The sequence below is a fragment of the Marinospirillum insulare DSM 21763 genome (assembly GCF_000686905.1).
Taxonomy (GTDB): Bacteria; Pseudomonadota; Gammaproteobacteria; order Pseudomonadales; family Halomonadaceae; genus Marinospirillum; species Marinospirillum insulare.
Genome location: NZ_JMLW01000020.1, coordinates 18,191 through 41,342, shown reverse-complemented (window position 1 = coordinate 41,342; position 23,152 = coordinate 18,191). Strand labels below are relative to the sequence as shown.

21 protein-coding genes and 1 tRNA gene are annotated in these 23,152 nt (G+C 43.4%); 11 read left to right on the top strand and 11 right to left on the bottom strand.

What is annotated here, in order from left to right:
- Positions 1 to 97: 97 nt before the first annotated feature.
- Genes dusB through purH form a run of 3 tightly spaced genes read left to right on the top strand, consistent with a single transcriptional unit; the run spans position 98 to position 2,929 of the window.
- On the top strand, positions 98 to 1,033 hold the full coding sequence (dusB, locus tag BP27_RS15840; RefSeq protein WP_036239949.1) for a tRNA dihydrouridine synthase DusB: 936 nt from the start codon (positions 98 to 100) through the stop codon (positions 1,031 to 1,033).
- Positions 1,034 to 1,052: 19 nt separating this feature from the next.
- Positions 1,053 to 1,322 carry a DNA-binding transcriptional regulator Fis gene (gene fis / locus BP27_RS0109365; RefSeq protein ID WP_027851337.1) on the top strand — a complete coding sequence of 90 codons (270 nt, stop codon included), beginning with the start codon at positions 1,053 to 1,055 and terminating at the stop codon, positions 1,320 to 1,322.
- Positions 1,323 to 1,348: 26 nt separating this feature from the next.
- The gene (gene purH / locus BP27_RS0109360; protein WP_027851336.1) at positions 1,349 to 2,929 is read left to right on the top strand and encodes a bifunctional phosphoribosylaminoimidazolecarboxamide formyltransferase/IMP cyclohydrolase; all 1,581 of its coding nucleotides are present in this window, start codon (positions 1,349 to 1,351) and stop codon (positions 2,927 to 2,929) included.
- Positions 2,930 to 3,013: 84 nt separating this feature from the next.
- Here purH and BP27_RS15835 read toward each other — a convergent pair whose 3' ends face one another.
- The 4 genes from BP27_RS15835 to folE all read right to left on the bottom strand — a co-directional run bounded on the left by BP27_RS15835 (position 3,014) and on the right by folE (position 5,159).
- Positions 3,014 to 3,805: a TIGR04219 family outer membrane beta-barrel protein gene (locus BP27_RS15835; RefSeq protein ID WP_051610484.1), complete on the bottom strand. Its 792-nt coding sequence runs from the start codon at positions 3,803 to 3,805 to the stop codon at positions 3,014 to 3,016.
- A 119-nt stretch (positions 3,806 to 3,924) separates the two neighbouring features.
- Positions 3,925 to 4,173 (bottom strand): hypothetical protein, encoded by a 249-nt coding sequence (locus BP27_RS0109350; protein ID WP_027851335.1) that lies wholly within the window; start codon positions 4,171 to 4,173, stop codon positions 3,925 to 3,927.
- An 11-nt stretch (positions 4,174 to 4,184) separates the two neighbouring features.
- Positions 4,185 to 4,568, bottom strand: coding sequence for a dihydroneopterin triphosphate 2'-epimerase (gene folX, locus BP27_RS0109345; protein WP_027851334.1), 384 nt, complete (start codon positions 4,566 to 4,568; stop codon positions 4,185 to 4,187).
- A 15-nt stretch (positions 4,569 to 4,583) separates the two neighbouring features.
- Complete coding sequence (gene folE, locus BP27_RS0109340; RefSeq protein WP_084324566.1) at positions 4,584 to 5,159, bottom strand: GTP cyclohydrolase I FolE; 576 nt, start codon at positions 5,157 to 5,159, stop codon at positions 4,584 to 4,586.
- Positions 5,160 to 5,442: 283 nt separating this feature from the next.
- Between folE and BP27_RS0109335 the strand changes: the two genes are divergently transcribed.
- The gene (locus BP27_RS0109335) at positions 5,443 to 5,940 is read left to right on the top strand and encodes a hypothetical protein (RefSeq protein ID WP_027851332.1); all 498 of its coding nucleotides are present in this window, start codon (positions 5,443 to 5,445) and stop codon (positions 5,938 to 5,940) included.
- On the opposite strand, the gene mltC is transcribed toward BP27_RS0109335, so the two are convergent.
- Positions 5,937 to 7,421 carry a membrane-bound lytic murein transglycosylase MltC gene (gene mltC, locus BP27_RS16775; protein ID WP_051610483.1) on the bottom strand — a complete coding sequence of 495 codons (1,485 nt, stop codon included), beginning with the start codon at positions 7,419 to 7,421 and terminating at the stop codon, positions 5,937 to 5,939. The two genes, BP27_RS0109335 and mltC, sit on opposite strands and share 4 nt — an antisense overlap.
- 189 nt (positions 7,422 to 7,610) lie before the next feature.
- Here mltC and BP27_RS0109325 point away from each other — a divergent pair, with 189 nt between their 5' ends.
- From BP27_RS0109325 to BP27_RS0109315, 3 genes are all read left to right on the top strand, one after another.
- A complete protein-coding gene (locus tag BP27_RS0109325) occupies positions 7,611 to 8,156 on the top strand; it encodes a hypothetical protein (protein ID WP_150112042.1) in 546 nt (181 codons plus the stop codon).
- 140 nt (positions 8,157 to 8,296) lie between these two features.
- Positions 8,297 to 10,102, top strand: coding sequence for an acyl-CoA dehydrogenase C-terminal domain-containing protein (locus BP27_RS0109320; RefSeq protein WP_027851330.1), 1,806 nt, complete (start codon positions 8,297 to 8,299; stop codon positions 10,100 to 10,102).
- A 222-nt stretch (positions 10,103 to 10,324) separates the two neighbouring features.
- Complete coding sequence (locus BP27_RS0109315; RefSeq protein ID WP_027851329.1) at positions 10,325 to 12,124, top strand: acyl-CoA dehydrogenase C-terminal domain-containing protein; 1,800 nt, start codon at positions 10,325 to 10,327, stop codon at positions 12,122 to 12,124.
- A 216-nt stretch (positions 12,125 to 12,340) separates the two neighbouring features.
- Here BP27_RS0109315 and BP27_RS0109310 read toward each other — a convergent pair.
- Positions 12,341 to 12,425: transfer RNA gene (locus tag BP27_RS0109310), tRNA-Leu, on the bottom strand.
- 134 nt (positions 12,426 to 12,559) lie between these two features.
- On the bottom strand, positions 12,560 to 13,624 hold the full coding sequence (bioB, locus tag BP27_RS0109305; RefSeq protein WP_027851328.1) for a biotin synthase BioB: 1,065 nt from the start codon (positions 13,622 to 13,624) through the stop codon (positions 12,560 to 12,562).
- Positions 13,625 to 13,686: 62 nt separating this feature from the next.
- On the opposite strand from bioB, the gene BP27_RS0109300 reads away from it, so the two are divergent.
- The gene (locus BP27_RS0109300) at positions 13,687 to 14,454 is read left to right on the top strand and encodes a ComFC family protein (RefSeq protein ID WP_027851327.1); all 768 of its coding nucleotides are present in this window, start codon (positions 13,687 to 13,689) and stop codon (positions 14,452 to 14,454) included.
- A gap of 101 nt (positions 14,455 to 14,555) precedes the next feature.
- On the opposite strand, the gene BP27_RS0109295 is transcribed toward BP27_RS0109300, so the two are convergent.
- From BP27_RS0109295 to BP27_RS0109280, 4 genes are all read right to left on the bottom strand, one after another.
- Positions 14,556 to 15,707, bottom strand: a complete 1,152-nt coding sequence (locus tag BP27_RS0109295) for an acyl-CoA dehydrogenase family protein (protein ID WP_027851326.1) — start codon at positions 15,705 to 15,707, stop codon at positions 14,556 to 14,558.
- 50 nt (positions 15,708 to 15,757) lie between these two features.
- Positions 15,758 to 16,525 (bottom strand): SDR family NAD(P)-dependent oxidoreductase, encoded by a 768-nt coding sequence (locus tag BP27_RS0109290; protein ID WP_027851325.1) that lies wholly within the window; start codon positions 16,523 to 16,525, stop codon positions 15,758 to 15,760.
- Between the two features lie 143 nt (positions 16,526 to 16,668).
- A complete protein-coding gene (locus tag BP27_RS0109285) occupies positions 16,669 to 18,339 on the bottom strand; it encodes an AMP-binding protein (RefSeq protein ID WP_245597834.1) in 1,671 nt (556 codons plus the stop codon).
- Positions 18,340 to 18,513: 174 nt separating this feature from the next.
- Positions 18,514 to 19,089: a TetR/AcrR family transcriptional regulator gene (locus BP27_RS0109280; protein ID WP_027851323.1), complete on the bottom strand. Its 576-nt coding sequence runs from the start codon at positions 19,087 to 19,089 to the stop codon at positions 18,514 to 18,516.
- Between the two features lie 168 nt (positions 19,090 to 19,257).
- On the opposite strand from BP27_RS0109280, the gene BP27_RS0109275 reads away from it, so the two are divergent.
- From BP27_RS0109275 to BP27_RS0109265, 3 genes are all read left to right on the top strand, one after another.
- Positions 19,258 to 20,436 (top strand): thiolase family protein, encoded by a 1,179-nt coding sequence (locus BP27_RS0109275; protein ID WP_027851322.1) that lies wholly within the window; start codon positions 19,258 to 19,260, stop codon positions 20,434 to 20,436.
- A 145-nt stretch (positions 20,437 to 20,581) separates the two neighbouring features.
- A complete protein-coding gene (locus BP27_RS0109270; protein ID WP_027851321.1) occupies positions 20,582 to 22,582 on the top strand; it encodes a lytic transglycosylase domain-containing protein in 2,001 nt (666 codons plus the stop codon).
- A 122-nt stretch (positions 22,583 to 22,704) separates the two neighbouring features.
- Positions 22,705 to 23,121 carry a hypothetical protein gene (locus tag BP27_RS0109265; RefSeq protein ID WP_027851320.1) on the top strand — a complete coding sequence of 139 codons (417 nt, stop codon included), beginning with the start codon at positions 22,705 to 22,707 and terminating at the stop codon, positions 23,119 to 23,121.
- The last annotated feature ends 31 nt before the right edge of the window (positions 23,122 to 23,152 follow it).

Genomic DNA, 23,152 nt, shown 5'->3' with positions numbered 1-23,152 from the left:
ACAAGGTAAGATAGCGACCCTTAATTTAACTGGTCGAGTTTACTCAGTGTTCCGAATCGGTCGTTATGAAATTACTACGCCTCTTGTGCTAGCGCCTATGGCTGGAGTGACAGACCGTCCATTTAGGGCCTTATGCCGCTCTTTTGGCGCAGGGCTTACAGTTGCAGAAATGGTCACTAGCGACCAAAGCCTGTGGAACACTCAGAAGTCACGTTTGCGCTTACCTCATTTAGATGAGCCTGAACCTAGAATGATTCAAATTGCGGGCGGTGATCCACAAATGCTTGCTGCTGCTGCCAAGGCTAATGTTGAACTAGGCGCACAAATCATCGATATCAATATGGGCTGTCCAGCAAAAAAAGTATGCAAAAAAGCGGCTGGTTCGGCATTACTGCGCGATGAAAAATTAGTAGCCGAAATACTTGCAGCCGTTGTAGCTGCAGTGGATGTACCTGTCACCTTAAAAATTCGTACAGGATGGTCAGCAAAATATAAAAATGCTGTTACAATTGCACAACTTGCTGAGCAAGAAGGAATACAAGCACTCACAATTCATGGACGAACCCGAGAAGATCGCTTTAGGGGTGAAGCAGAATACGACACCCTTGCTGAAGTCTGCCAAGCAGTTGGTTTTCCAGTTATTGCTAATGGTGATATAGACTCACCACACAAAGCTAAAGAAGTATTAAATAAAACAGGTGCAAATGCGGTTATGATAGGGCGAGCAGCACAGGGCAAGCCTTGGATTTTTAGCCAAATAAAAAGCTGGCTAGAAGATCAAAAGCTAATACCTGACCCAAAACCCCATGAACTTCATAGCATCATTAGTCAGCACCTAAACGGACTTTACCTAACCTACGGCGACTTTATGGGTATTAGGGTAGCTCGCAAGCATTTTGGCTGGTATTTACAACAAGCTGGCCTGAATGAATGGCGCAAAACCTTTAATCAGCTAGAAACAACTTTTCAGCAACAAGCATTAGTAGACAGTATTTTTTTAAATGCATCATCCACCGCCTACGGGCCTAACTGAATAATAGAATTAATCCAAAGTGACTGAATCAAGAAAAACCACCTTAGCTAAACCACAAGAAGACCGCCCACTACGTGAAAGCGTGCTTTGTGCATTGAACAATTACTTTGCTCAACTCGATGGTCAGCCAGTTAACAACCTCTATGAGTTAGTCTTAACTGAAGTTGAAGCACCTCTGCTTGAAGCAGTTATGCACTATACTGAGAACAACCAAACACAGGCTTCTAGTTTACTCGGTTTAAACCGTGGCACCTTGCGTAAAAAACTTAAACAATACGACCTTATCTAAGCTTTTTTAGGAGTTCAACTCGGCTTATGGCTACACAACAACCTCTTCCTATCCGTCGCGCTTTACTTAGCGTATCTGACAAAAATGGCATCGTCGAACTAGCTAAGGGCTTATTAGAAAGAGGCGTAGAACTCCTTTCTACCGGCGGCACTTTCAAGCTAATTAAAGATGCGGGGCTAACAGTCACTGAAGTGTCTGAACATACCGGCTTCCCTGAAATGATGGATGGCCGCGTTAAAACCCTCCACCCTAAAATTCATGGTGGAATTTTAGGTCGTCGTGGGCAAGATGATGCGGTTATGGCAGAACACCAAATCACACCGATAGACTTAGTAGTGGTTAACCTTTACCCCTTCCAAGCCACCATAGCGCGTGACGACTGCACTCTAGATATGGCCATTGAGAACATTGATATTGGTGGCCCAGCCATGGTACGTAGCTGTGCTAAAAACCATGCTTACACTACCATTCTGGTTAATACCCATGACTACCAGCAGGTATTAGCAGAGATGGATAGCAACCAAGGCGCTGTTACCCAACCGACTCGCTTCAACTTAGCTGTAAAAGCCTTTGAACACACTGCAGCTTATGACTCTGCCATAGCTAACTATTTAGGTCGTAGTGTAGAAGAAGGCAGCGAAGACTTCCCTCGCACCTTTAATACTCAATTTATTAAGCGCCAAGAAATGCGTTACGGTGAAAACCCTCATCAAAAAGCAGCTTTTTATGCTGAATCTTCAATTACAGAAGCCTGTGTTGCAACTGCTAAGGTATTACAAGGTAAAGAGCTTTCTTTTAATAATGTAGCCGACACAGATGCAGCTTTTGAGTGTGTTAAAGCTTTTAACGAGCCAGCTTGTGTTATTGTTAAACACGCCAACCCTTGCGGTGTTGCTCTAGGCGAAAACCTACACGAAGCCTATGACCTAGCCTTTAAAACCGACCCAACCAGTGCTTTTGGCGGCATTATAGCTTTCAACCGTAAGTTAGATGCACTGACCGCACAAGCTATTGTTGATCGACAGTTTGCTGAGGTTATTATTGCACCAGGTATTGAAGCCTCGGCACAAGAAATTATTGCCAGCAAGAAAAACTTGCGCTTATTAGATGCCAGTGAGTTTTGGCCAGGTGAACGTAACCAGGCACTTAATTTTAAGCGTGTTACTGGTGGCTTGTTAGTACAAGACCGCGATCTAGGTGCAGTAGCTACTGAAGACCTAAAAGTTGTAACCGATAGAGCACCTACTGAACAAGAACTAATTGATTTAGCTTTTGCGTGGAAGGTAGCTAAGTACGTTAAGTCTAATGCTATTGTTTATGCTAAAGATGGTCGTACTATAGGTGTGGGCGCTGGCCAAATGAGCCGTGTTTATTCAGCTAAAATTGCGGGTATTAAAGCAGCGGATGAAAACCTAGAAGTTAAAGGTTCTGTGATGTCTTCCGATGCCTTCTTCCCCTTCCGCGATGGTATAGATGCAGCAGCCGCAGCGGGTATTACAGCGGTTATTCAACCAGGCGGCTCGGTTCGTGATGAAGAAGTTATTCAAGCAGCTAATGAAGCAGGTATAGCCATGGTGTTTACGGGTATGCGTCACTTCCTTCACTGATAGCCAAGCAATACTTAGTTAATAAAAAACCGCAGCCTTAAAAAAGACTGCGGTTTTTTTATTACTAGAAAAGCTATTGAGTTATTAGAAGCCAGCGCGAATATAAGCACCGAAGAAGGCACCACTAAATTCTAAATCACCGTAGGTGTCATCTAAATCATCTAGCTTGGCATTAAAGCTACGGTAACCAGCAGTAACACCTGGTTTAATTAAAGGTAAACCCTCGTACTGGTAGCGAGCATCTAGGGTTATATCAGATAAACTACTACCGCTGTAGCCAATAGCGTCTACCTTGCCACCTACCGAAAGGCCAAAAGGTAAGCCAACACGCAAACCTGCATAGCCCATAGGTAAAGGAGCGCTTAAATCAACAGTCTGGGTGCTCGAACCACCACTAGTACTACCTTTAACCTCAAAACCCCCATCAAAATTACGAACAGTTAAACCTAGTTCAGCACGTAAATCGACCAGCGGAATAAACGAAGTAACACCATCTAGCAAGCGGTAGTAGGCGGTAAAGTCAGTATGGCTTAAATCAATATCTGTTTGTGTATTACCCGTAAATGTTTCACCTAAAAATTCAAAGCCAGTATTTTTATTTCCAGAAAACTCTAGTGCAGTTCGACTCACTCTAAAATTAGGAATCACTGGCACTGGGTGATCAAACTGCACAAAAAAGTGCGTTTGGTTGTCACTAGATAAACCTAGCTTATCTTTTACATCAAGTTCTGGTTGGTTCTTTTTACCTTGAATGTTTCCCGAAGGGCTAGCATTCCAAACATTGCCGCCAGCCAAAACATTAAACTCAAGTGCTTGGGCCTGCATTGCAGCTGTTGTAAGCAAGCCTACTCCAGCTAGGGTTAGAATTTTACGCATGTGTATTTTCTCCATTAATTATCAAGGCATTACTTAGGTTAGATGAGTTTAAGCTAGTATCGGTAGATAAAACTGTTAAGTTGATAGCAATAACCAGCATAACTACAAAAAAATACAATTTAACCGAAGTAGAGCGACAGATATAAAACTAATAATAACAGGTTAACGGCTAGTGCAGCATAGACAAATAGTTTACCCGTGTAGCGCTGAGGGTTTTTATTAATGCCTTGCCAAGCAAACCAAGCTGATATTAGTGATGGAAAAACAAACCAAGGTCCTAAGCCAGCAAACATAATTCCTGCCACAGCTAAAACAATAGCTAAAATAGCCAAGTTATGGTTCATCGTCGCAGGTGTTTCATCAGTCATTATTAACCCTCTTAAGGTTGTTCTTTTCTTGCACTAAGGGTTACAGAAACTGAGTCAGAAAAACGCAAGGCATGAGGCTTATCTACCTCAACTTCAGCAACTTCTACTTGCTCATAATTCATTACAATTTCAAGCAACTCTTTGGTTAAACGCTCAAGTAAGGCAAAGCGACCACTCTCAACATGAGCAATAATTTCTTTAGTTATGGTGCGGTAGTTTAAAGCTTCTTCTATACGGTTAAATTGTACAGCACGATCAGCCGCATAACCTATCACCACATTAACCAGTATATCTTGCTGGTTCTGTATTTCTTCTTCATTAATGCCTACATAGGTTCTTAAGCGCAAATTCTTAATACGAATGGTTGCTAAGGTAGGTGGGTTTTTATTTGGCATGACTGCATCCTTGTTTTAGTCAATTAACTTAAGGAACTCTTGGCGAGTAGTAGCAGATTCACGCAGCTGGCCTAACATAACTGAGGTACGCATCATTGAATTTTGTTTTTCTACGCCTCGCATCATCATGCATAAATGACGTGCCTCTACCACCACAGCCACACCTGCTGCGCCAGTCACCTCTTGTACTGCTTCAGCAATTTGCTTGGTTAACAATTCTTGAATTTGTAAGCGGCGAGCAAACATATCGGTAATGCGTGCAAACTTAGAGAGCCCTAGAACCTTACCCTTAGGTAGGTAACCTATGTGACACTTACCAATAAATGGCAACAGGTGATGCTCACACATAGAGTAAAGCTCTATATCTTTAACTATCACTAGCTCATCAGTATCAGAAGTAAACACGGCACCATTAACCAAGGTGTCTAAGTCTTGTCTATAACCTTGAGTTAAGAACTCCATTGCCTTAGCTGCGCGTACAGGCGTATCAACCAACCCTTCTCGCTGCGGATCTTCCCCTAGGTTCTTAATAATTGCTTGATAATGAGGTACTAAAGATTCATGAATGCTAGTGCTTGTATCATTTTTCATTTCAGGTTTTACTTATGTTAGAGCGTTAATATAAGGGGTTATTTTATTAGCCAACATAAAATTGACCTAACCTCCTTTTCTTGAGTGAAGAGAATGTATAACTTTTCCAAAATAAACACTAGCGCTTTTCCCAGTGTTTTAGTAGGAATTAGCGCTAGCAAAATTAATTCTAGTCAAAAACCACCTTGGGTCAATCGATGCGGCAAACTGACATGAATAACCTTCGAAAATACTCTGTTATACTTTGCAAGAGCAAATCAAACTGAACTTGGATCAAAACACTATGAAGAAGTTAATAACCACCTTCGCTTTAATGAGCGCCTCCTTTGGGATAATGGCAGCTCAGCCCACCTTGCCACTAAAATCTGGTCAAATACTGAATGCAACCTCCGTAAGCCAGGTAGTCTTAAATGAAGGTGAGACACGTAGCAACCTATGGTTTTCTATAGAGACTAATCGTGTTGAGGGCACTTCTACCTACCACCTAAGCAACTGCACCCTGTCTGCAGATGTTAAATTGCAAGCTGGTCAGTTTAATCTGCAAACCAAGCAGTTGCGTTGCATTAGTGATAAGGGCGATATTTTCACCGACAAGGATATTCAAGCACAAATTCTTGCGACCACTAATGAACTCTGCACTAGCAAACAAGGCAGCTGCTCGGAAGTTACCTTACATAGTGGCAGCAGCTACACTTTTGAAGTTAAAAACGCATCAGAACTTGTCGCTGAATTTAATGCCATGCGTGAAGTAAACAAAAGCCGCCTAGAGATGAGTAACTAATTCACTCTTGATGGATTATCTACAGAGGCCACCACGCGATAACGCTGCTGTGCCTCTGTTACTTTACGTATATACCCTCTAGCCTCAGCCCTTGGGTGCTTTAAGTGCAAGCGGTCATAAACTTGTTGTGGTGAAAGCTGATTAATGACATTGATAGCTTGTTTGCGGTCCCTGTGAAAAGTACGCAACACGTTGCCTGCCCCACCGTTATAACCCGAAATCATCGCATACTCTTTAGACAAAGGATGGCGAATACCTTTTAAATAGTTATCTCGCAAAATACTTAGGTAGGCTGTACCTGTATCTATATTATTCGCTGGATTAAATAAATAATTGCGTGAAGGCTGATCATTACGCTTTTTTATGCGTGTAAAAACATCTTTACCTGCTGTAGAAGGTACCACCTGCATTAAGCCATAGGCGGGTATATGGCTAGTAGCATAGGGGTTAAAGTGACTTTCTGTTTCCATAATAGAATATATCAGTGTTTCATCGATTCCATAGCGTTGTGCTGCTGTTCTAACTAGGTGTTCGTATTGATGCCCACGTACCTGAGTGTGGTTGGCTACTAGGGGGATCTCTACTCGGTAAACCACCTGTCCATTTCGGTCCAGCTGCTGCACACTGTTATTAACTAGGTGTTCAGCATAACGCTCAGCACGCCACTCCCACTTAACTGGCTGACCCTCATGGTCTACTACCTGCCCAGCTAATAAAGCAGGACCTTCATAGTTTATTTTTTTGTCTGAATAAATTTCAGGATTTTCAGCATCATAGGGTGTTAGCAAGGTAGTAATGATGGCTTCTTTTAAATGCTGTTTAGGGTTAGCTTGATCAACCGTTTCTACAACTATTTTACCTTCGTCAAAATCCATGGCACCACGGCTTTGATAGCTGTCTGTGTACTTAACAAACTGGTGAGCAGAGCTAGTAATCATTGGTGCACCTCGCCACTGTTTGTTTACCTTCTGCTTTAGCTCAGTAACTCGCTCTTGATAAGCCTTAGCTTCTTGTTCTAATTGAACAACAATTTGCTGATAGTCTTTTAAGTCTTCTGACAAGTTAGGGTAACGATCTAACCAACTGGTTTCGGCTGCAGTTTCAGCTTTTTCTTCTTTAGCTGGTACCGCTGTAATTAAAGCAGGCTTAGGTGTTTGTTTAGGTTGGGCAGCAGGCTTGATTGAATCAACCTGAACATTAGTATCATCTCCTAAAGGAATACCTTCCTGCGGATTAGCAGCTAATACTTGTACATTGGTTTCTGCTGGCACAACCGCCTTAGGCTTAACTGCTGCTTTAGGTTGATTAGCTGTAGGCTCAAAAGCCTGAGGCTGTGCAGAAGTAAAAACACGGCTTTCAGCACCCGTTGCTACGTGGCTTGAAGTTCCATTATTAACGCCACCCTGGCAGCCAACCATAAAAAATAAAACTAAACTGGTTAAAATAAGTTTAACGCGTGAAAAGCAGTCTAAAAAATACATCTGTATCCCTGTTAACAAGCAATAAAAAATATTCAATAATTATAAAGCAAAGCCAATAATATTGCAGGCTAGACTTATATTATAAAAGTCTAAGTTGTAGCAAGTTAAGCTTTTGCCTATACTGTTTAATAATTAGCCAGCAGGTTATTAGTTAGCCTGCTTTTTTCCAGAAAACTACTGGACTTCATTATGCTGGTACCTACGATCGACAACACTAGTGGAACACCCCTAAACCGGCAGAAAAAAGCTGCTACTAGTGAACTAATGCCAACGTCATCGATGAAAACTGCTGCTAATGAAAGCCCAACCAAGCAGCTGACAGCTTCCTCTACGCCAGAAAAAATAGATGATAAAACCCCTAAGCAAGAGAAAGAGCCAAAACCGCTAGAAGAAAAACCTTTACAGGAATTACCCGAAAGCACTTTTTCTACAGAAGCCAACAGCCGCTACCCAGACTATACAGTTGAATTGAAATCGAGTTCAGGCACAACATCAGCACCCATGCTAGACCCCAAACCTGACGAGATTCGCTATGGTCGTAAACGCCCTTCTTTACCCATGACTTTTAGTTTTGGTTTACGCCGCCCACAAGCGGTAGCTGTTGCTATGCGTCACCCGCTGCTTGAAGGCAAACAGCCTACCACTGCCGCCCAAGCCATTCTCGACACCTTAGACTTAGCTGCAACCAACCGCCTACCCTACATAAAAGGCACAGAAGTTAGTCTAGTCGCTTAAACTCACTTAAATAGTTAGCAAAGCTTGACAGCTAATTAAACTTAGCTTAAGTTTCAAACATACGTTTGAACAAGGTGCAGAGTTTAGGGCACCAAAATGGAAGCAACTAACAACAATGAGCCCAAGAGCAAGAGGTCACTATGCCAACTTATAAAGCCCCCCTACGCGATATACGTTTTGTAATGAACGAGCTATTAGATTTCCCAGGCCACTATAACAGCCTGCCTAATGGCGAAGATGCTGTAGAAGTCACCGATGCTATTTTAGAAGAAGGTGCCAAGTTTGCAGAAAATGTACTCACGCCGCTCAACCAAACGGGTGATCAACAAGGCTGCACACTCAATGATGGTGTGGTTACTATTCCAGAAGGTTTTAAAGAAGCTTACCAACAATACGTTGAAGGTGGCTGGCCTTCCATTAGCCAAAACACTGAATACGGCGGTCAAGGCTTACCTCATTCATTAGGTATGGTTTTAAACGAAATGATTTGTTCAGCCAACCTGTCTTGGGGTATGTATCCAGGTTTGTCACACGGTGCGATGAGTGCACTAGAGCATCATGGCACCGAAGAGTTAAAACAAACCTACTTAACTAAGTTAATTGAAGGTACTTGGACAGGCACCATGTGCTTAACCGAACCGCATTGTGGTACTGACTTAGGTTTGATTAAAACACGCGCTGTTCCAGACGATAACAATGGCTATAAAGTTACCGGTACTAAAATCTTCATTTCAGCAGGCGATCATGAAATCAGTGAAAACATTGTTCACCTGGTTTTGGCTAAACTGCCCGATGCGCCTGAAGGCAGCAAAGGCATCTCACTCTTTGTAGTACCTAAATTTTTACCCGATGCTTCAGGTGAAGCTGGTGAGCGTAACGGTGTCGTTTGTGGTTCCTTAGAACACAAAATGGGTATTCACGGTAACTCTACTTGTGTCATGAATTTTGATGATGCTACAGGTTACCTAGTTGGCCAGCCCAACAAAGGCCTAGCTGCCATGTTCACCATGATGAACGCCGCTCGTATTGGTGTGGGTATTCAAGGTCAGGGCTTAATCGAAGTTTCTTACCAAAATGCGCTAGCTTATGCGCGTGATCGTTTACAAATGCGTGCACTATCGGGTACTAAAGCACCTGAAAAAGCCGCAGACCCAATTATTGTGCATCCAGATGTGCGTCGTATGCTACTCACCCAAAAAGCCTTTAGTGAAGGTGGTCGTGCGCTTATTCTTTATACCGCTCAACTAGTCGATAAAGTTGAGAAGGGTGCAGAAGATAGCAAGCAAGATGCTGATGATATCCTTGGCTTGTTAACCCCCATCGTTAAAGCCTTCCTCACTGAAGTTGGTTTTGAATCGACCAACGAAGGTGTACAGGTATTTGGTGGGCATGGTTTTATTCAAGAATGGGGGATGGAGCAGTTTGTACGAGATTCACGTATTACCCTACTTTATGAAGGCACCACAGGTATTCAAGCACTGGATTTATTAGGTCGTAAAATCTTAATGAACCAAGGCGAACACCTACGCAAATTCACTAAGCAAATTCATAAATACTGCCAAGCGGCCAGCCAGCAAGAAAGCATGCATGAATTTATTAGTCCACTTAGCGAGCTAAATAAAGAATGGGGCGACCTCACCATGAAAATAGGTATGGCAGCCATGAAAAACCGTGAAGAAGTCGGTGCCGCTTCAGTCGATTACCTAATGTATTCAGGCTATGTCACTCTGGCTTACCTCTGGGCACAAATGGCAGAAATTGCTCAGAAAAAACTGGCCGAAGGCACTAGTGAACAAGCTTTCTATCAAGCTAAGTTAGATACTGCACGCTTCTACTTCCAGCGCTTGCTACCCCGCACCAAAACTCATGCAGCTACCATGCTATCTGGTGCAGACACTCTGCTAGCTATGGATGAAGCAGCTTTTGGTTTAGCGTTTGAAGTTTAATCATTTTCTCTAAGGGAAGGGTCTTTGGGGTGACTTAGGTCACCCCTTTTTTTAATCATTAATCCTTTATAAAAAACCTTAACCTAGAATTTTTAACCTGCTAATCTAGCTAGAGGTAAATCAAAACTAACCAGTCGTTATGCAACCTTGTGCAATGCAGCAATTAAGGTAAGCTAGCGGCACCACAAGAATTTTGTAAACTAGGACTGAGGTATTAAAAATATGGCAATGTACAAGGCTCCACTTCGTGATATGCAGTTTGTATTAAACGAAGTTTTTGAAGCAGAAAAAGTTTGGTCTTCTATGCCTGCAACTGAAGGAATAGACCTAGACACAGTAAACGCCATTTTAGAAGGCGGCGCAAAAATTGCAGAAAACGAACTTTTTCCCATTAACCTAAGTGGCGATGCGGAAGGTGTTAAGTTCGAAGATGGCAAAGTAACCACCCCAACCGGCTTTAAAGAAGCATGGAATACACTGGCAGAAGGTGGCTGGTTAGGTTTAGGCGGTAACCCAGAATATGACGGTATGGGCATGCCTAAAATGCTAACCGTATTATTTGAAGAAATGCTCTACGCTGCTAATGCTGGCTTTACCCTTTATCCATCACTTAACACGGGTGCAACCATTCTTTTAGATGCCCACGCCAGTGATGAAATTAAGCAGCAGTTTTTACCCCCTCTATACGCAGGTCAGTGGATAGGCACCATGTGCTTAACTGAAACCCAAGCAGGTACAGACTTAGGCCTAATTAGCACCAAAGCAGAACCTAAAGACGATGGTACTTATACCATTACAGGTAGCAAACTTTGGATCACTGGTGGTGACCACGACCTAGCCGAAAACATTATTCACCTAGTACTAGCAAAACTACCCGATGCGCCAGCAGGCTCACGCGGTATTTCACTATTTTTGGTACCTAAATTTAAAGTGAATGCCGACAACAGCCTAGGCGAGTTTAACAACGTAAATGTTGGCTCTATTGAACATAAAATGGGTATTAAAGGCTCAGCTACCTGCGTACTAAACTTTGATGGTGCCGAAGGCATCATGATTGGCGAGGCTAACCGTGGCCTAATGGCAATGTTCACCATGATGAACTACGAGCGTCTATCCATAGGTATTCAAGGTTTAGGCCTTGGCGAAGTCGCTTACCAAAGCGCCATGGACTTTTCTAAAGAGCGCCTCCAGTCTCGTGCGCCTAATAAAGAAGATCGCCATACAGATAAAGCTGCTGACCCAATTTTGGTTCACCCTGATGTTCGCCGTATGGCGCTGAACGTTCGTGCATTCAACGAAGCTAGCCGTGCTTTTGCTTCTTATGTTGGTATGCAATTAGACCTAAGCAAGTTCCATGAAGACGAAACCATCCGTAAGCATGGCGACAATATGATGGCGCTCATGACTCCTATTGCTAAAGCTTTTATCACCGACCGTGGGTTTGATGCCACAGTTGAAGCTCAGCAAATTTATGGTGGTAATGGCTACTGTACTGAATGGGGTGCTGAGCAGTATGTTCGTGATGCGCGTATCGCACAAATTTACGAAGGTACTAACGGTATTCAAGCGTTAGACCTAATGGGCCGTAAAGTTTTCTCTAACCGTGGTGAGTTTGTAAACGTCTTCACACAAGAAGTACGTGAGTTCTTAGCAAGCTGTGCCGATCAGCCCAATATGCAAGAATGGATCAGCAAGCTAGAAACTGAACTTAAGCGTTTAGAATCTTTAACTGCCAGCGTAATTGCTGCAGCTGAAAAGAATCCAGCAGAAATTGGTGCAGCTTCCGTTGATTACCTCAACCTGTTTGGCCTAGTCACTTATGGCTATATGTGGGCACGTATGGTGAGTGTTGCTCAACGTAAAGTAGAAACTGACACTTCAGGATTTTACTCTGCCAAAATTAAAGTAGGTAACCACTTCCTCAAGCGTATCCTACCTCGCACCCTCGCCCTAGAGCAGCAAGTGCTAGCCGGTGCAGACGTACTCATGGATTTAGAAGAAGAAGCTTTTTACGTTAACTAAGTAAACCTAGCTTTTGAAGTAAACACCAACCCCTGTTTCGGCAGGGGTTTTTTATTGCTAAAAGAAAGGTAAAAAACTTAAAGTTTAAGTGCGGAAAACGCAAAAAACCCAGACTTATAAAAGACTGGGTTTAAAATAGGGGGGGGTATAACTGGGGGTAAACTTTTAATCTCTCAAGTTAAATACTAACAAAAATAACACCTTAGCATATTAACTTGGTGCGGATGGAGAGACTCGAACTCTCACACCTTGCGGCACCAGAACCTAAATCTGGCGTGTCTACCAATTCCACCACATCCGCTTAAAACTTTATTCTTATCAGAAGGTTAGAGACTTATTTGTCTCTGTCCTTGATTGGAATGAAGCGTATTCTACAGCAAAGTTTTGTTTCGTCAACTCTTTTTTTAAGAAAGTTAAAAACCAGCTTCAACTACCCTAAACCACCAACCCGCAAGGCTTAACACTGCTTGCCGCATTTTTATAAAGGCTAGTCGTTTCTGCTAGGGTATCTAATAAAGCTGCTTCATGCACTTCTTCACTAACCGGTACACTTTGTTGTTGTGCATTAATACCCAGCTTACGGAACAAGGCTTGGTCTTGCTGCGCTTCGGGATTACCAGTAGTCAACAACTTGTCGCCATAAAAAATAGAGTTAGCACCCGCAAAAAAAGCCATAGCCTGTTCACTACTGCTTAACTTTTCACGCCCTGCCGATAAACGCACACGGGAGGTAGGCATTAAAATACGTGCCACAGCTATCACACGTATAAACTCCAAGGGGTCTAGCTCTTCTAAATCCTCCATGGGTGTACCTGGTACTTTAACCAACATATTTAACGGCACACTTTCAGGGTGGGGTTGTAAAGAAGCTAATTGCTGTAGCAAACCTACTCTGTCGCTTACCTGCTCACCCATACCTAAAATGCCACCCGTACAAATTTTCATGCCTGCTTGGCGAACCTTATCTAAAGTTGTAAGCCGATCGTCATAGGTACGCGTGGTAATAATTTCGCCATAAAATTCAGCCGAAGTATCTAAATTGTGATTGTAATAATCCAAACCAGCACTTGCTAAAGCTTCAGCTTGGTCTGTTTTTAACATACCTAGGGTCATACAAGTCTCTAGCCCTAATGCCTTAACCTCACGCACCATATCTAATACTGCAGGCATGTCCCGCTCCGTGGGTGAGCGCCAAGCAGCACCCATACAAAAACGGCTAGCACCGGCTTTTTTAGCTTCTTTGGCTTGTTCTAATACCTTGTTGATCTCTAACAACTTCTCTTTCGATAAGCCTGTGTTGTAATGCGCTGACTGAGGGCAATACTTACAGTCTTCTGGGCAGCTACCCGTTTTAATAGACAGTAAAGTAGATACCTGAACATCGTTAGCATCAAAGTTCTGCCTATGCACCGTATGAGCGCGAAACAATAAGTCATTAAAAGGTAGGTCAAATAATGCTGCAATTTCAGTGCTTGTCCAGTTAAAACGTTGTTCAGTCATTACTTAAATCCTGTAAACCATCAAAATCAAATAAGTTAACGCAATAATGCAGGAGCAGACCAATGAGGTCAACCTCAATTAAAAACAAGGTTAACAAGATGCAGGGGAAGCTGTTTTATTGGCATAGGCGTAGCCGCCTGTTGTTACCTGGCATTTGCCTAATTTGCCTAGAGCCACTGATCGGTGAGCGAGACTTATGCCATTGCTGCAAGAGCCAGTTACCTAGTAACCTAATTTGTTGTCAGTTTTGTGCCGAACCCTTAATTACCCAAGTAGAACCGCTTATTTGTAATGCCTGTTATAAAGCACCCGTCGCACTTAATCAGGCTCTAGCAAGTTGGCTGTATTTACCTCCCTTTAGCCAACTTATTTGGGAGTTTAAATACACCCAGAACCTAGCAGCAGGTTACCTGTTGCTAGATTTGCTTAGGGATACTTTAAGCAACAAGAGTAAAAACTACGACTGCCTGGTGGTTATACCCGGTCAAAAAGCACGCATTAAGCAAAGGGGTTACCATGCACCCACTTGGTTAGCCAAACGCTTAGCCTTACTTAGCGGCCTAACATTTTATAAGCGAGGTCTAAAAAGAATTAAAGACATTCCTAGCCAACAAGACTTAGGGCGAAAAGCTCGTTGGTTAAATCCTAGGGGTGCATTTAAAGCATCAGCTGATATTGCAGGAAAGAAGGTTTTATTACTTGATGATGTTATTACAACAGGAGCGAGTGCTCACTGGGCAGCCGATGAGCTAAAACGGCAAGGCGCCATAAGCGTTGATCTGCTAGCAACGGCCAAAACACCCGCTGCTTTTAAACACGAATCCATATAAAATACTGTTTACTCGTCCTTAAGTATTTATAAGAGTTACCACCAAATAGACCAGTCTGCATTGGGTGGCAACGCTTACGCTTCTGAATCAAAAGCCAGCTTTTAATTGCTAAACAAGCTTCTAGCAATAATCACTTTCTGAATTTCACTAGTGCCTTCATAAATGCTGGTGACACGAATATCCCTTGCATAACGTTCTAAGGGGAAGTCTTGCATATAACCATTAGCACCTAAAAGCTGCAAGGCATCGTAGCAGGCCTTATTACCTTTTTCGGTCGCCATTAGCTTAGCCATAGATGCCTGTACCGCAAAGGGTTTGCCAGCATCTTTAAGTGAGGCTGCTTGCATAATAAGCAAACGAGCAGCTTCCATTTCGGTATAGTTATCGACTAACATCCACTGCAAACCTTGGAATTCTGCCAGCGGCTTACCAAACTGTTTACGTTCCTGCACATAGTCACGCGCATAATCTAAGGCTGCACTGGCAACACCTAGAGCAAGTGAAGCAATGCCAATACGCCCACCGCATAATTCAGTTACAGCAATTTTAAAACCTTGGTTTTCTTCACCAATAATTGCGTCTAAAGGAATGCGGCAATCTTCAAAAACCACTTCATGTGTACCCGAGCCCTTTTGACCCATTTTATTTTCAGGTTTGGCAACAGTAACACCTGGATTATCGCCATCGACTAAGAAGCAAGAAATACCCTTACCCTTGGGTGCGTCTGGGTTGGTGACAGCCCAAACCACATAAACGCCCGCTAAAGCAGCAGTAGAAATCCATACTTTACTGCCATTTAATACCCAAGCATCAGCTTCTTTTACAGCGCGGGTTTTCATGGCAGCTGGATCAGAGCCAGCTTCTGTTTCGGTTAAGCAAAAGCTACCGGCCGCAAACTCACCCGAACACAGCTTAGGTAAATAATGGCTTTTTTGTGCTTCACTACCTATGGCTTGAATGAGCTCAGCCACCATATTGCTAACAGAAACAGCCACAGCGGTTGAAGCACAAGCACGCGCCAGTTCAGTAATAGCTAAAGAAAAAGCAATTGTGCCTGCTTCAGTACCGCCGTATTCACCAGCAATATTAACCCCCATAAAGCCTTGTTCTGCTAATTGCGCTAGGTGGCTTTTCATTATCTCTGGGTTAGAGGTTGCATCCAACTCTGCAGCCTTGGGTGCCAACACGCCTTCAGCAAACTGCTTGGCAGCATCTTGAATCATTGCCTGTTCTTCAGTCAGCTCAAAATTCATAGTATTTACCTGTGATCATTTATTTTTAAACTGGTTTTTTGATAAGCACCTTAAACCATACGAATAGCACCATCCATTCGGATTACTTCACCATTCAAGTAGGTATTTTCAATAATGTGCGCAACCAAAGAAGCAAACTCTTCTGGTTTACCTAGGCGTTTAGGGAAAGGCACGCCAGCTTCTAATTGCTGACGTGCTTCGTCTGGAATACCATCCATCATGGGTGTACCACAAATGCCTGGAGCAATTGTCATCACTCGAATTCCATGACGTGCTAACTCACGTGCCAAAGGCAAGGCTAAACTCACCACACCGCCTTTTGAAGAGGCATAACTGGCCTGACCTACCTGACCATCAAAGGCAGCAATAGAAGCCGTGTTAATAATTACACCACGCTCACCATCTTCTTGGGCAGGTAGTTTAGCCATAGCAGATGCAGCTAAACGTGCTACGTTAAAGCTACCCACTAGGTTAATATTGACACCCTTAGCAAAGGCATCTAAATCGGCAGGGTTTAAATCACGGTCTAGCAGTTTTTGCACCACCACTATGCCCGCACAGTTAACCACACCCGACAAACCGCCAAATTTACTAACGGCCAAATCAACTGCTGCCTGCACTTCTTCGGCAGAGGTTACATCGCAACGACTAAAAGCTGCTTTATCTGCACCTAGTTTAGCTACCATTGCTGCGCCAGCTTCGGCATTCAAATCGGCTAAAACTACCTGGGCACCACGTTCAACTAGGTATTCTGCTGTGGTAGCACCCAAACCCGATGCTCCACCGGTAATTAAAAAAGTTTGCTGTTTAATGTTCATTTCGGCTTTCTCTTCACTTAATAATTTAATAATTAAAAATCACTCACCTAACTTTTTCTCCACCTACTACCCACCTAACCTGCTTAATAGAGTTCGTTAAGCTAAATCCTGTCTGTTAAGTGGGTAGGGCATTTTAGGACAGCTTAGGAGTTAGCTTCTTCTTCCGCTTGCTGACGTAACATAAAGCGCTGAATTTTACCGCTAGGTGTTTTAGGCAGCTCGTCTACAAACTCAATTTCACGGGGATAAGCATGACCCGACATGCGCTCACGCACTAAACCTTGAATATCTTTAACCAGTTGATCACTAGCTTCGTAACCATCACGCAGTACTACAAAAGCTTTAATAATGTAGCCACGTAGTTCATCTGGCTTACCAACAGCAGCGGACTCAGCCACCGCTGGGTGTTCTAGTACAGTATTTTCAACATCGGTTGGTCCAACTTTGTAACCCGCTGTGGTAATAATGTCGTCATCACGGCCATCAAACCAGAAAGTACCATCTTCATGCTGAACAACCATATCACCCGTTAAATAATACTTGCCATCGAAAGGTTTTTTCTCTTGCCAGGTGTAGCCAGCAAAAAAGAAAGCGGGTGAAGCTTCCATATCTACAGCTAGTTGGCCTGTTTCCCCCGCAGACACTTCATTATTTTCTGCATCTAAAATAACTAAGCGATAACCAGGCAAAGGCATACCCATAGAACCAACAGGCGTTTTATGCTCTAAGGTATGGTGGCAGCAGCAGGTCATGCCAGTTTCTGTTTGGCCATAGTGATCCATTACACGACAGCCAAGGTTTTCAGTTACCCAGTTCACCACTTCAGTGTTCAAGGGTTCACCTGCTGAGCTAGCCCTGCGCAAGAAAAGCTCCTCTGACTTACCTTCTAACTCACCGCTAGATTTCATCATGCGATAAGCGGTAGGCGCTGAGGCTAGGTTAGAAATTTTATGACGCTTCAAAAAAGCTAGAGTATTTTCAGCCGTAAAGCCCGCTTCGTTAAAGTGAGTAGTACAGCCAAGCAGTAGCGGCCCAGTAATTGCGTAGTAAAGACCATAAGCCCAACCTGGGTCAGCCATATTCCAGAAGTTATCATCATCTTCAAGACCAACTGCATAACGCATATAATTGTAGAAGCCAACCAACGCACGCAAAGGTACAGCAACGCCCTTAGGCTTACCCACCGTACCTGAAGTAAACATTTGTAAGAAGGGTTGATCTGCATCCAAAACAAGGGCGTCACATTCACTGCTTTGAGGAGCTAAAAGGCTATCAAAGTGCAAATCACCTCGTTTTTCTGCAACAGCTTCACTAGCCATTATTACTAGAGGGGGTAAGTTTTTAACAGGCTCAAATTTGGCGCGGTTTTCTTCATCGGTAAACACCAACACAGTTTTAGCTTGGTTTAGGCGGTACTCAATAGCTTCGTAACCAAAAGCAGTAAAAAGGGGCTGATAAACTGCACCTATACGCCAGGTCGCAAAAATAAGCGTTAATAAGTCTGCATTACGAGGCAGCATGGCTGCCACACGATCCCCTGCTTTAACACCCTGCTGCTTTAACAAATTGGCTAGCTTGCCACTTTTTTCATGCATTTGTGCAAATGTATAGGTGGCCACCTGTTCTGCTGAATTTTCATGAACCAGTGCAGCTTTATTGGCTTTATCACCCAAGGCATGTCGACCACAGCATTCGGTATAGGCATTAAAACCTTGTTCCAAACTGCCTTCCAATACAGCCTCAACATCACTGACTTGGAAAGACTTCATAAAGTCTACGTAATCTTGTGTACTTGCCATTGTTGAATTGGCCATGGTGTTACCTCCAAACCTTGAGTTTATTGTTCCCGTATAACCTTAACGTAAACGTCAACCTTACACTGTAAATAAAGGCGACCTAAGCCACCTTAAATAAATAAAACGAGCAAGCGCTCGGTTTTGTGATTAGCCTAATTCAGCCTTTATATTTGAGCAAGCATTTTTTTATTCTTAAACTTTTTCTCGTAAAATCATGGCAACCAATTCTTTAGCCAACACATCTGGGCTCAGCTTTCCATCAGGTTGGTACCACTGTACCGTCCAGTTTAAGGCACCTAAAGCTAAATGGCGCTGCAAGCTTTGATCTCCTTTAATCAGCCCAACTTCATGGCACTCATTCACCACTTCGCGCCAGCTAGTTTCATAAGCGTCACGCAGCTTTACTAATAAATCACGCGATTCTTGAGTTAGGCTACGCCATTCATAAAGGGCGACAACGTGTGCATCACGGTCTTCTAGAAGTGTAGATAGGTGAGCCCTGGCTAAAGCATAAAGACGATCTTTGGGTGTTTTTGCCTTAGCTAAAGTTTGATGTGCAATTTCCATTGCATGCAACATGCCTGATTCAATCACAGCGTAAAGAATTTCTTGCTTATCATTAAAATGATGAAACAAACTACCAGACTTAATGCCCATCGCATCTGCTAGCATTCTAACTGTGGTAGATTCATAGCCTTGATTACAAAATAGCCGAGCAGCAATTGCTACTAGCTCCTTGCGTCTTTTAGAATTCTTGTTTAACTTCATGTAGGTTAACTAGCGCTTGCTTGGTTTTATGACTTAAAGGTCACAAATTACCCCTAGCCAAGTCAGAGGTCAAGCGGCACTCTATAAGCAACTAGTTTTTAGCTTTAAGCAACTTGGGTATAAGTCATTAGGTTTATTTTATTACCAGCCAACAACGAGGTTTTTTTCATGCAAGATCCAATAGTTATTGTCTCAGGTGCGCGTACCCCCATGGGTGGAATGATGGGCAGTCTTTCCAGTTTAACTGCACCCGAGCTAGGTGGTGTCGCCATAGCTGAAGCCATTAAGCGTGCTGGCATTCAACCTGCCGACGTACAAGAAGTGATTATGGGTTGTGTATTACCAGCTGGTGTAAAACAAGGCCCAGCCAGGCAAGCCATGATGAGCGCAGGCATTCCTGTTGAAACGGGAGCCACCACTATTAATAAGCTCTGTGGCTCAGGTATGAAAGCCGTGATGCTAGCTCACGACCTAATTAAAGCCGGCTCTAACGACATTATGGTTGCTGGTGGTATGGAAAGCATGTCACAAGCTCCGCATGTGCTTACTAAAGCAAGAAGCGGCTACCGCTTAGGTCATGGTGAAGTTAAAGACCATATGTTTTTAGATGGTTTAGAAGATGCAGCCACGGGCAAGCTAATGGGCGTATTTGCACAAGATGTTGCCGACAATAAAGGCTATACACGTGAAGCCATGGACACCTTTGCTATAGCTTCAGTTGAACGTGCTAAACAAGCCATAGAAGCAGGCAAGCTAAAAGCTGAAACCGCAGCCGTAACCGTTAAAACTCGCAAAGGTGAAGTTGTTGTAACCGATGATGAGCAGCCCCACCAGTCGAATGTGGAAAAAATTCCTAGCCTGCGCCCTGCCTTTAAAAAAGATGGCACAGTAACCGCAGCTAACTCTAGCTCAATTTCTGATGGTGGTTCTGCGCTAGTGCTTATGCGTGAATCTGAAGCCAAAAAGCGTGGCTTAACCCCCAAAGCTCGCATTGTGGCTCATGCTACTAATTCGCGTATTCCAGCAGAGTTTACCCTAGCGCCCATTGGCTCTATCGAAAAAGTATTGGCTAAAGCTAACTGGTCGCTTGATGATGTTGACCTGTTTGAAATTAACGAAGCCTTTGCGGTAGTAACCATGCTAGCGATGGATGGTTTAAAAATCCCTCACGAAAAAACCAATATTTATGGTGGTGCTTGTGCTCAAGGTCACCCCATAGGTTCAACGGGTTCGCGTATTTTGGTAACCCTCATGTATGCCCTAGCACAAGAAGGTAAAAAACGTGGTATCGCCAGCCTATGTATTGGTGGCGGTGAAGCAACTGCAGTCGCCATTGAGCTGGTTTAATAACCAAGTTTAAGCAGCCTGTTACGCACTACTAAGAAGCTAAAAGCTAAACCTTTCAGCTTCTTTTTTGTGTGATTTCACTGACTAGACGCAAGCACTTAAGACAGATAAGCTTTGTCTTATACGTTTACTAGGGAAGCTGCTCATGTCTAAATGGAATAAAACCCTGCCACTATTACTTTTGTTGCTAGCTGTTTTGCCAGCAACCTCATCCACTTCGGCTTTTTTTAGCCGCCAACTGCCTGTTAAGCAACCCGATTTAAAAGCTCGGCAAGTCTTTTCAGACAGCTATCAGCAGTTGCGCCGTGGTGAGTTAATTGATATTTCAACCACCCTAAAAAAGCTAAAAAATTATCCCTTAGCACCTTATTTGCAGCAGCAACTTTTCCGTAATCAACTCGCTTATGGCGTAATTGATAAACAAGAGCTAAGCAATTTTTTAGCTGCTCACCCCAATACTGCTTTTCAACAAAAGCTACAAGCTGAGTGGCTAGAAGAGCTAGGTAAAACAAAAGACTGGTCTAGCTTTTTAATTGAAACCAACAGTAACCCTAACCCGCTTAACTCAAGACTAAGTTGCTACCAGCTCACTGCAGAAGCCAAAGTTATAGGTATTAGCCTACAGTGGATGGACAAAGCCACCGACTACTGGCGCAGCAACCAGCCTTTACCCAACAACTGCCAGCAACTAACTCATCAGCTAGACCAACTAGGGCTACTCTCTACTAAAGATTACCAGCAAGCAGCTTTAACCTTAATGCACAAAAATCAACCAATTGCGGCAAGGTTATTACAAAGAAAGTTAAGTAAAGCTGATCAAAAATGGCTAGCTTTGTGGTTAGAGGCTAGGTCTAACCCGGCAAGCAAACTACGCGCGTTAACCACTAGACGAGTTGGTTTTAATGCAGACTCGGCCATTAAAAATGAAGTGTTAACCCACCTACTTAAACAACTCGCTAACCGCCAACCAACACAAACCAAGCAAATAGCAAAGCAATTATATAAGCGTCAACAAATTAGCCAAAAAGCGCTTTGGCAGGTAAAAGAACACCTAGCTATACGCACGGCGCGTTATTCTAACCACTCAAAAACTTTACAGGCCTTTGCTGCCATTCCTGCTGAACAGTTAAGCCCAGAAGGCCACCAAGCCTATGCTAGAACCCTATTACGCCAAGCTAACTGGCCCAGGTTGGTTAGTGCTTTTAATGCTTTTCCTCAACAGCTATTAGCTAAAAATGAATGGCGCTACTGGCAGGCTCATGCACTTAACCAAACTAATCAAGCCCAGGCAGCCAAGGCTTTACTAAAGCCCCTTGCCAAAAAACGCAATTACTATGGTTTCTTAGCGGCTCAGCAGCTAGGTTTACAACCCCAAATGAATGCACTGGATACACCGCTAGATACAAACCTGGTTAACCAACTTAGGTACAATCCAGGGATAGCACGTGCTGAAGAGCTTTTCTTTACTAATCACCCTGAAGAAGCAAGGCAAGAATGGCATTACACCTTGAGCAAAGCGCCGGTTGAAGATCAAATTCAAGCTGCTTGGCTGGCCAATCAGTGGGGTCGATATCACTTAAGTGTTTCAGCCGCACACAATGCAGGTTTATACGATGCAGTAGAACTACGCTTTCCTCTAGCTCACCTAGACACTTTACGCCCCTTGGCAGAGCAGGCTAATTTAGACCTTCCCTTGGTGCTTGCTCTTATTCGTAAAGAAAGCATTTTTAATGCTCAAGCACGTTCCAGAGTGGGTGCTTTAGGCTTAATGCAGGTGATGCCAGCTACAGGTAAACAAGTTGCTCAGCGCCTAAAGCTTGCCATTCAACCTAAAGCTGACCTATTAAAACCTGAATACAACCTACCCATAGGCGTAGATTATTTGGCCGGTTTAATGAAGCGTTACAATAATAATCCTGTGTTAGCGGCGGCTGCCTACAATGCAGGCCCAGGCAAAGCCAATGCTTGGTTGACTAGCCTAGGAAAGGAAGTTGATCCTCTTTGGGTAGAACGGATCACCTACGCAGAAACCCGTGATTATGTTAAAAGCCTGCTAGCTTTTCGAGAAGTTTACGCTTGGCGCTTAGCCCAGCAAGAAACCCTACGCCAAGCAAAAATAAATTCACCCAACACACCTAAGGGCTAGTTTTTGGTTATTTCTAACTTAAGCTTTAATATTGAATGTCTTAGATTGACCCAGGATTGGTGGATTCAAGCAGCAAAATCAGCCCGCCTACTAATAAGCTGTTATGCATTAAGGAGAGATCAGTGCTTGAATCGGTAGTACAAGAGGAAACCACTGGATGCGGAATTGCTTCTGTTGCCAACATTCTTGGCCACAGTTATTCAGAGATGAAAGCCGTCGCTAATGCTATGGGTATCCATGCCTCGGATAAATCCTTATGGTCTGATACCCAGCATGTGCGACGTATGCTGTTAAACGCAGGGGTTGAAACTTCCAAGGATGAAGTTCCCTTTAACTCTTGGGAGACCTTGCCGGATCTGGCGTTATTGTCTATCAAACATCACCAAGAAGAAGGCAAAAACTTCTGGCACTGGGTTGTGTTCAAGCGATTGAATAATCAGCCTTTTGTTCTGGATTCAGCCAGCTACTTACCTTCCAATATCCGAACAGATTTTCATGCTATGCAGCCTAAGTGGTTCATTGAGGTCAAACATGCATAATCGGATAACCGAGTTTTTCTACAGCCTAGTT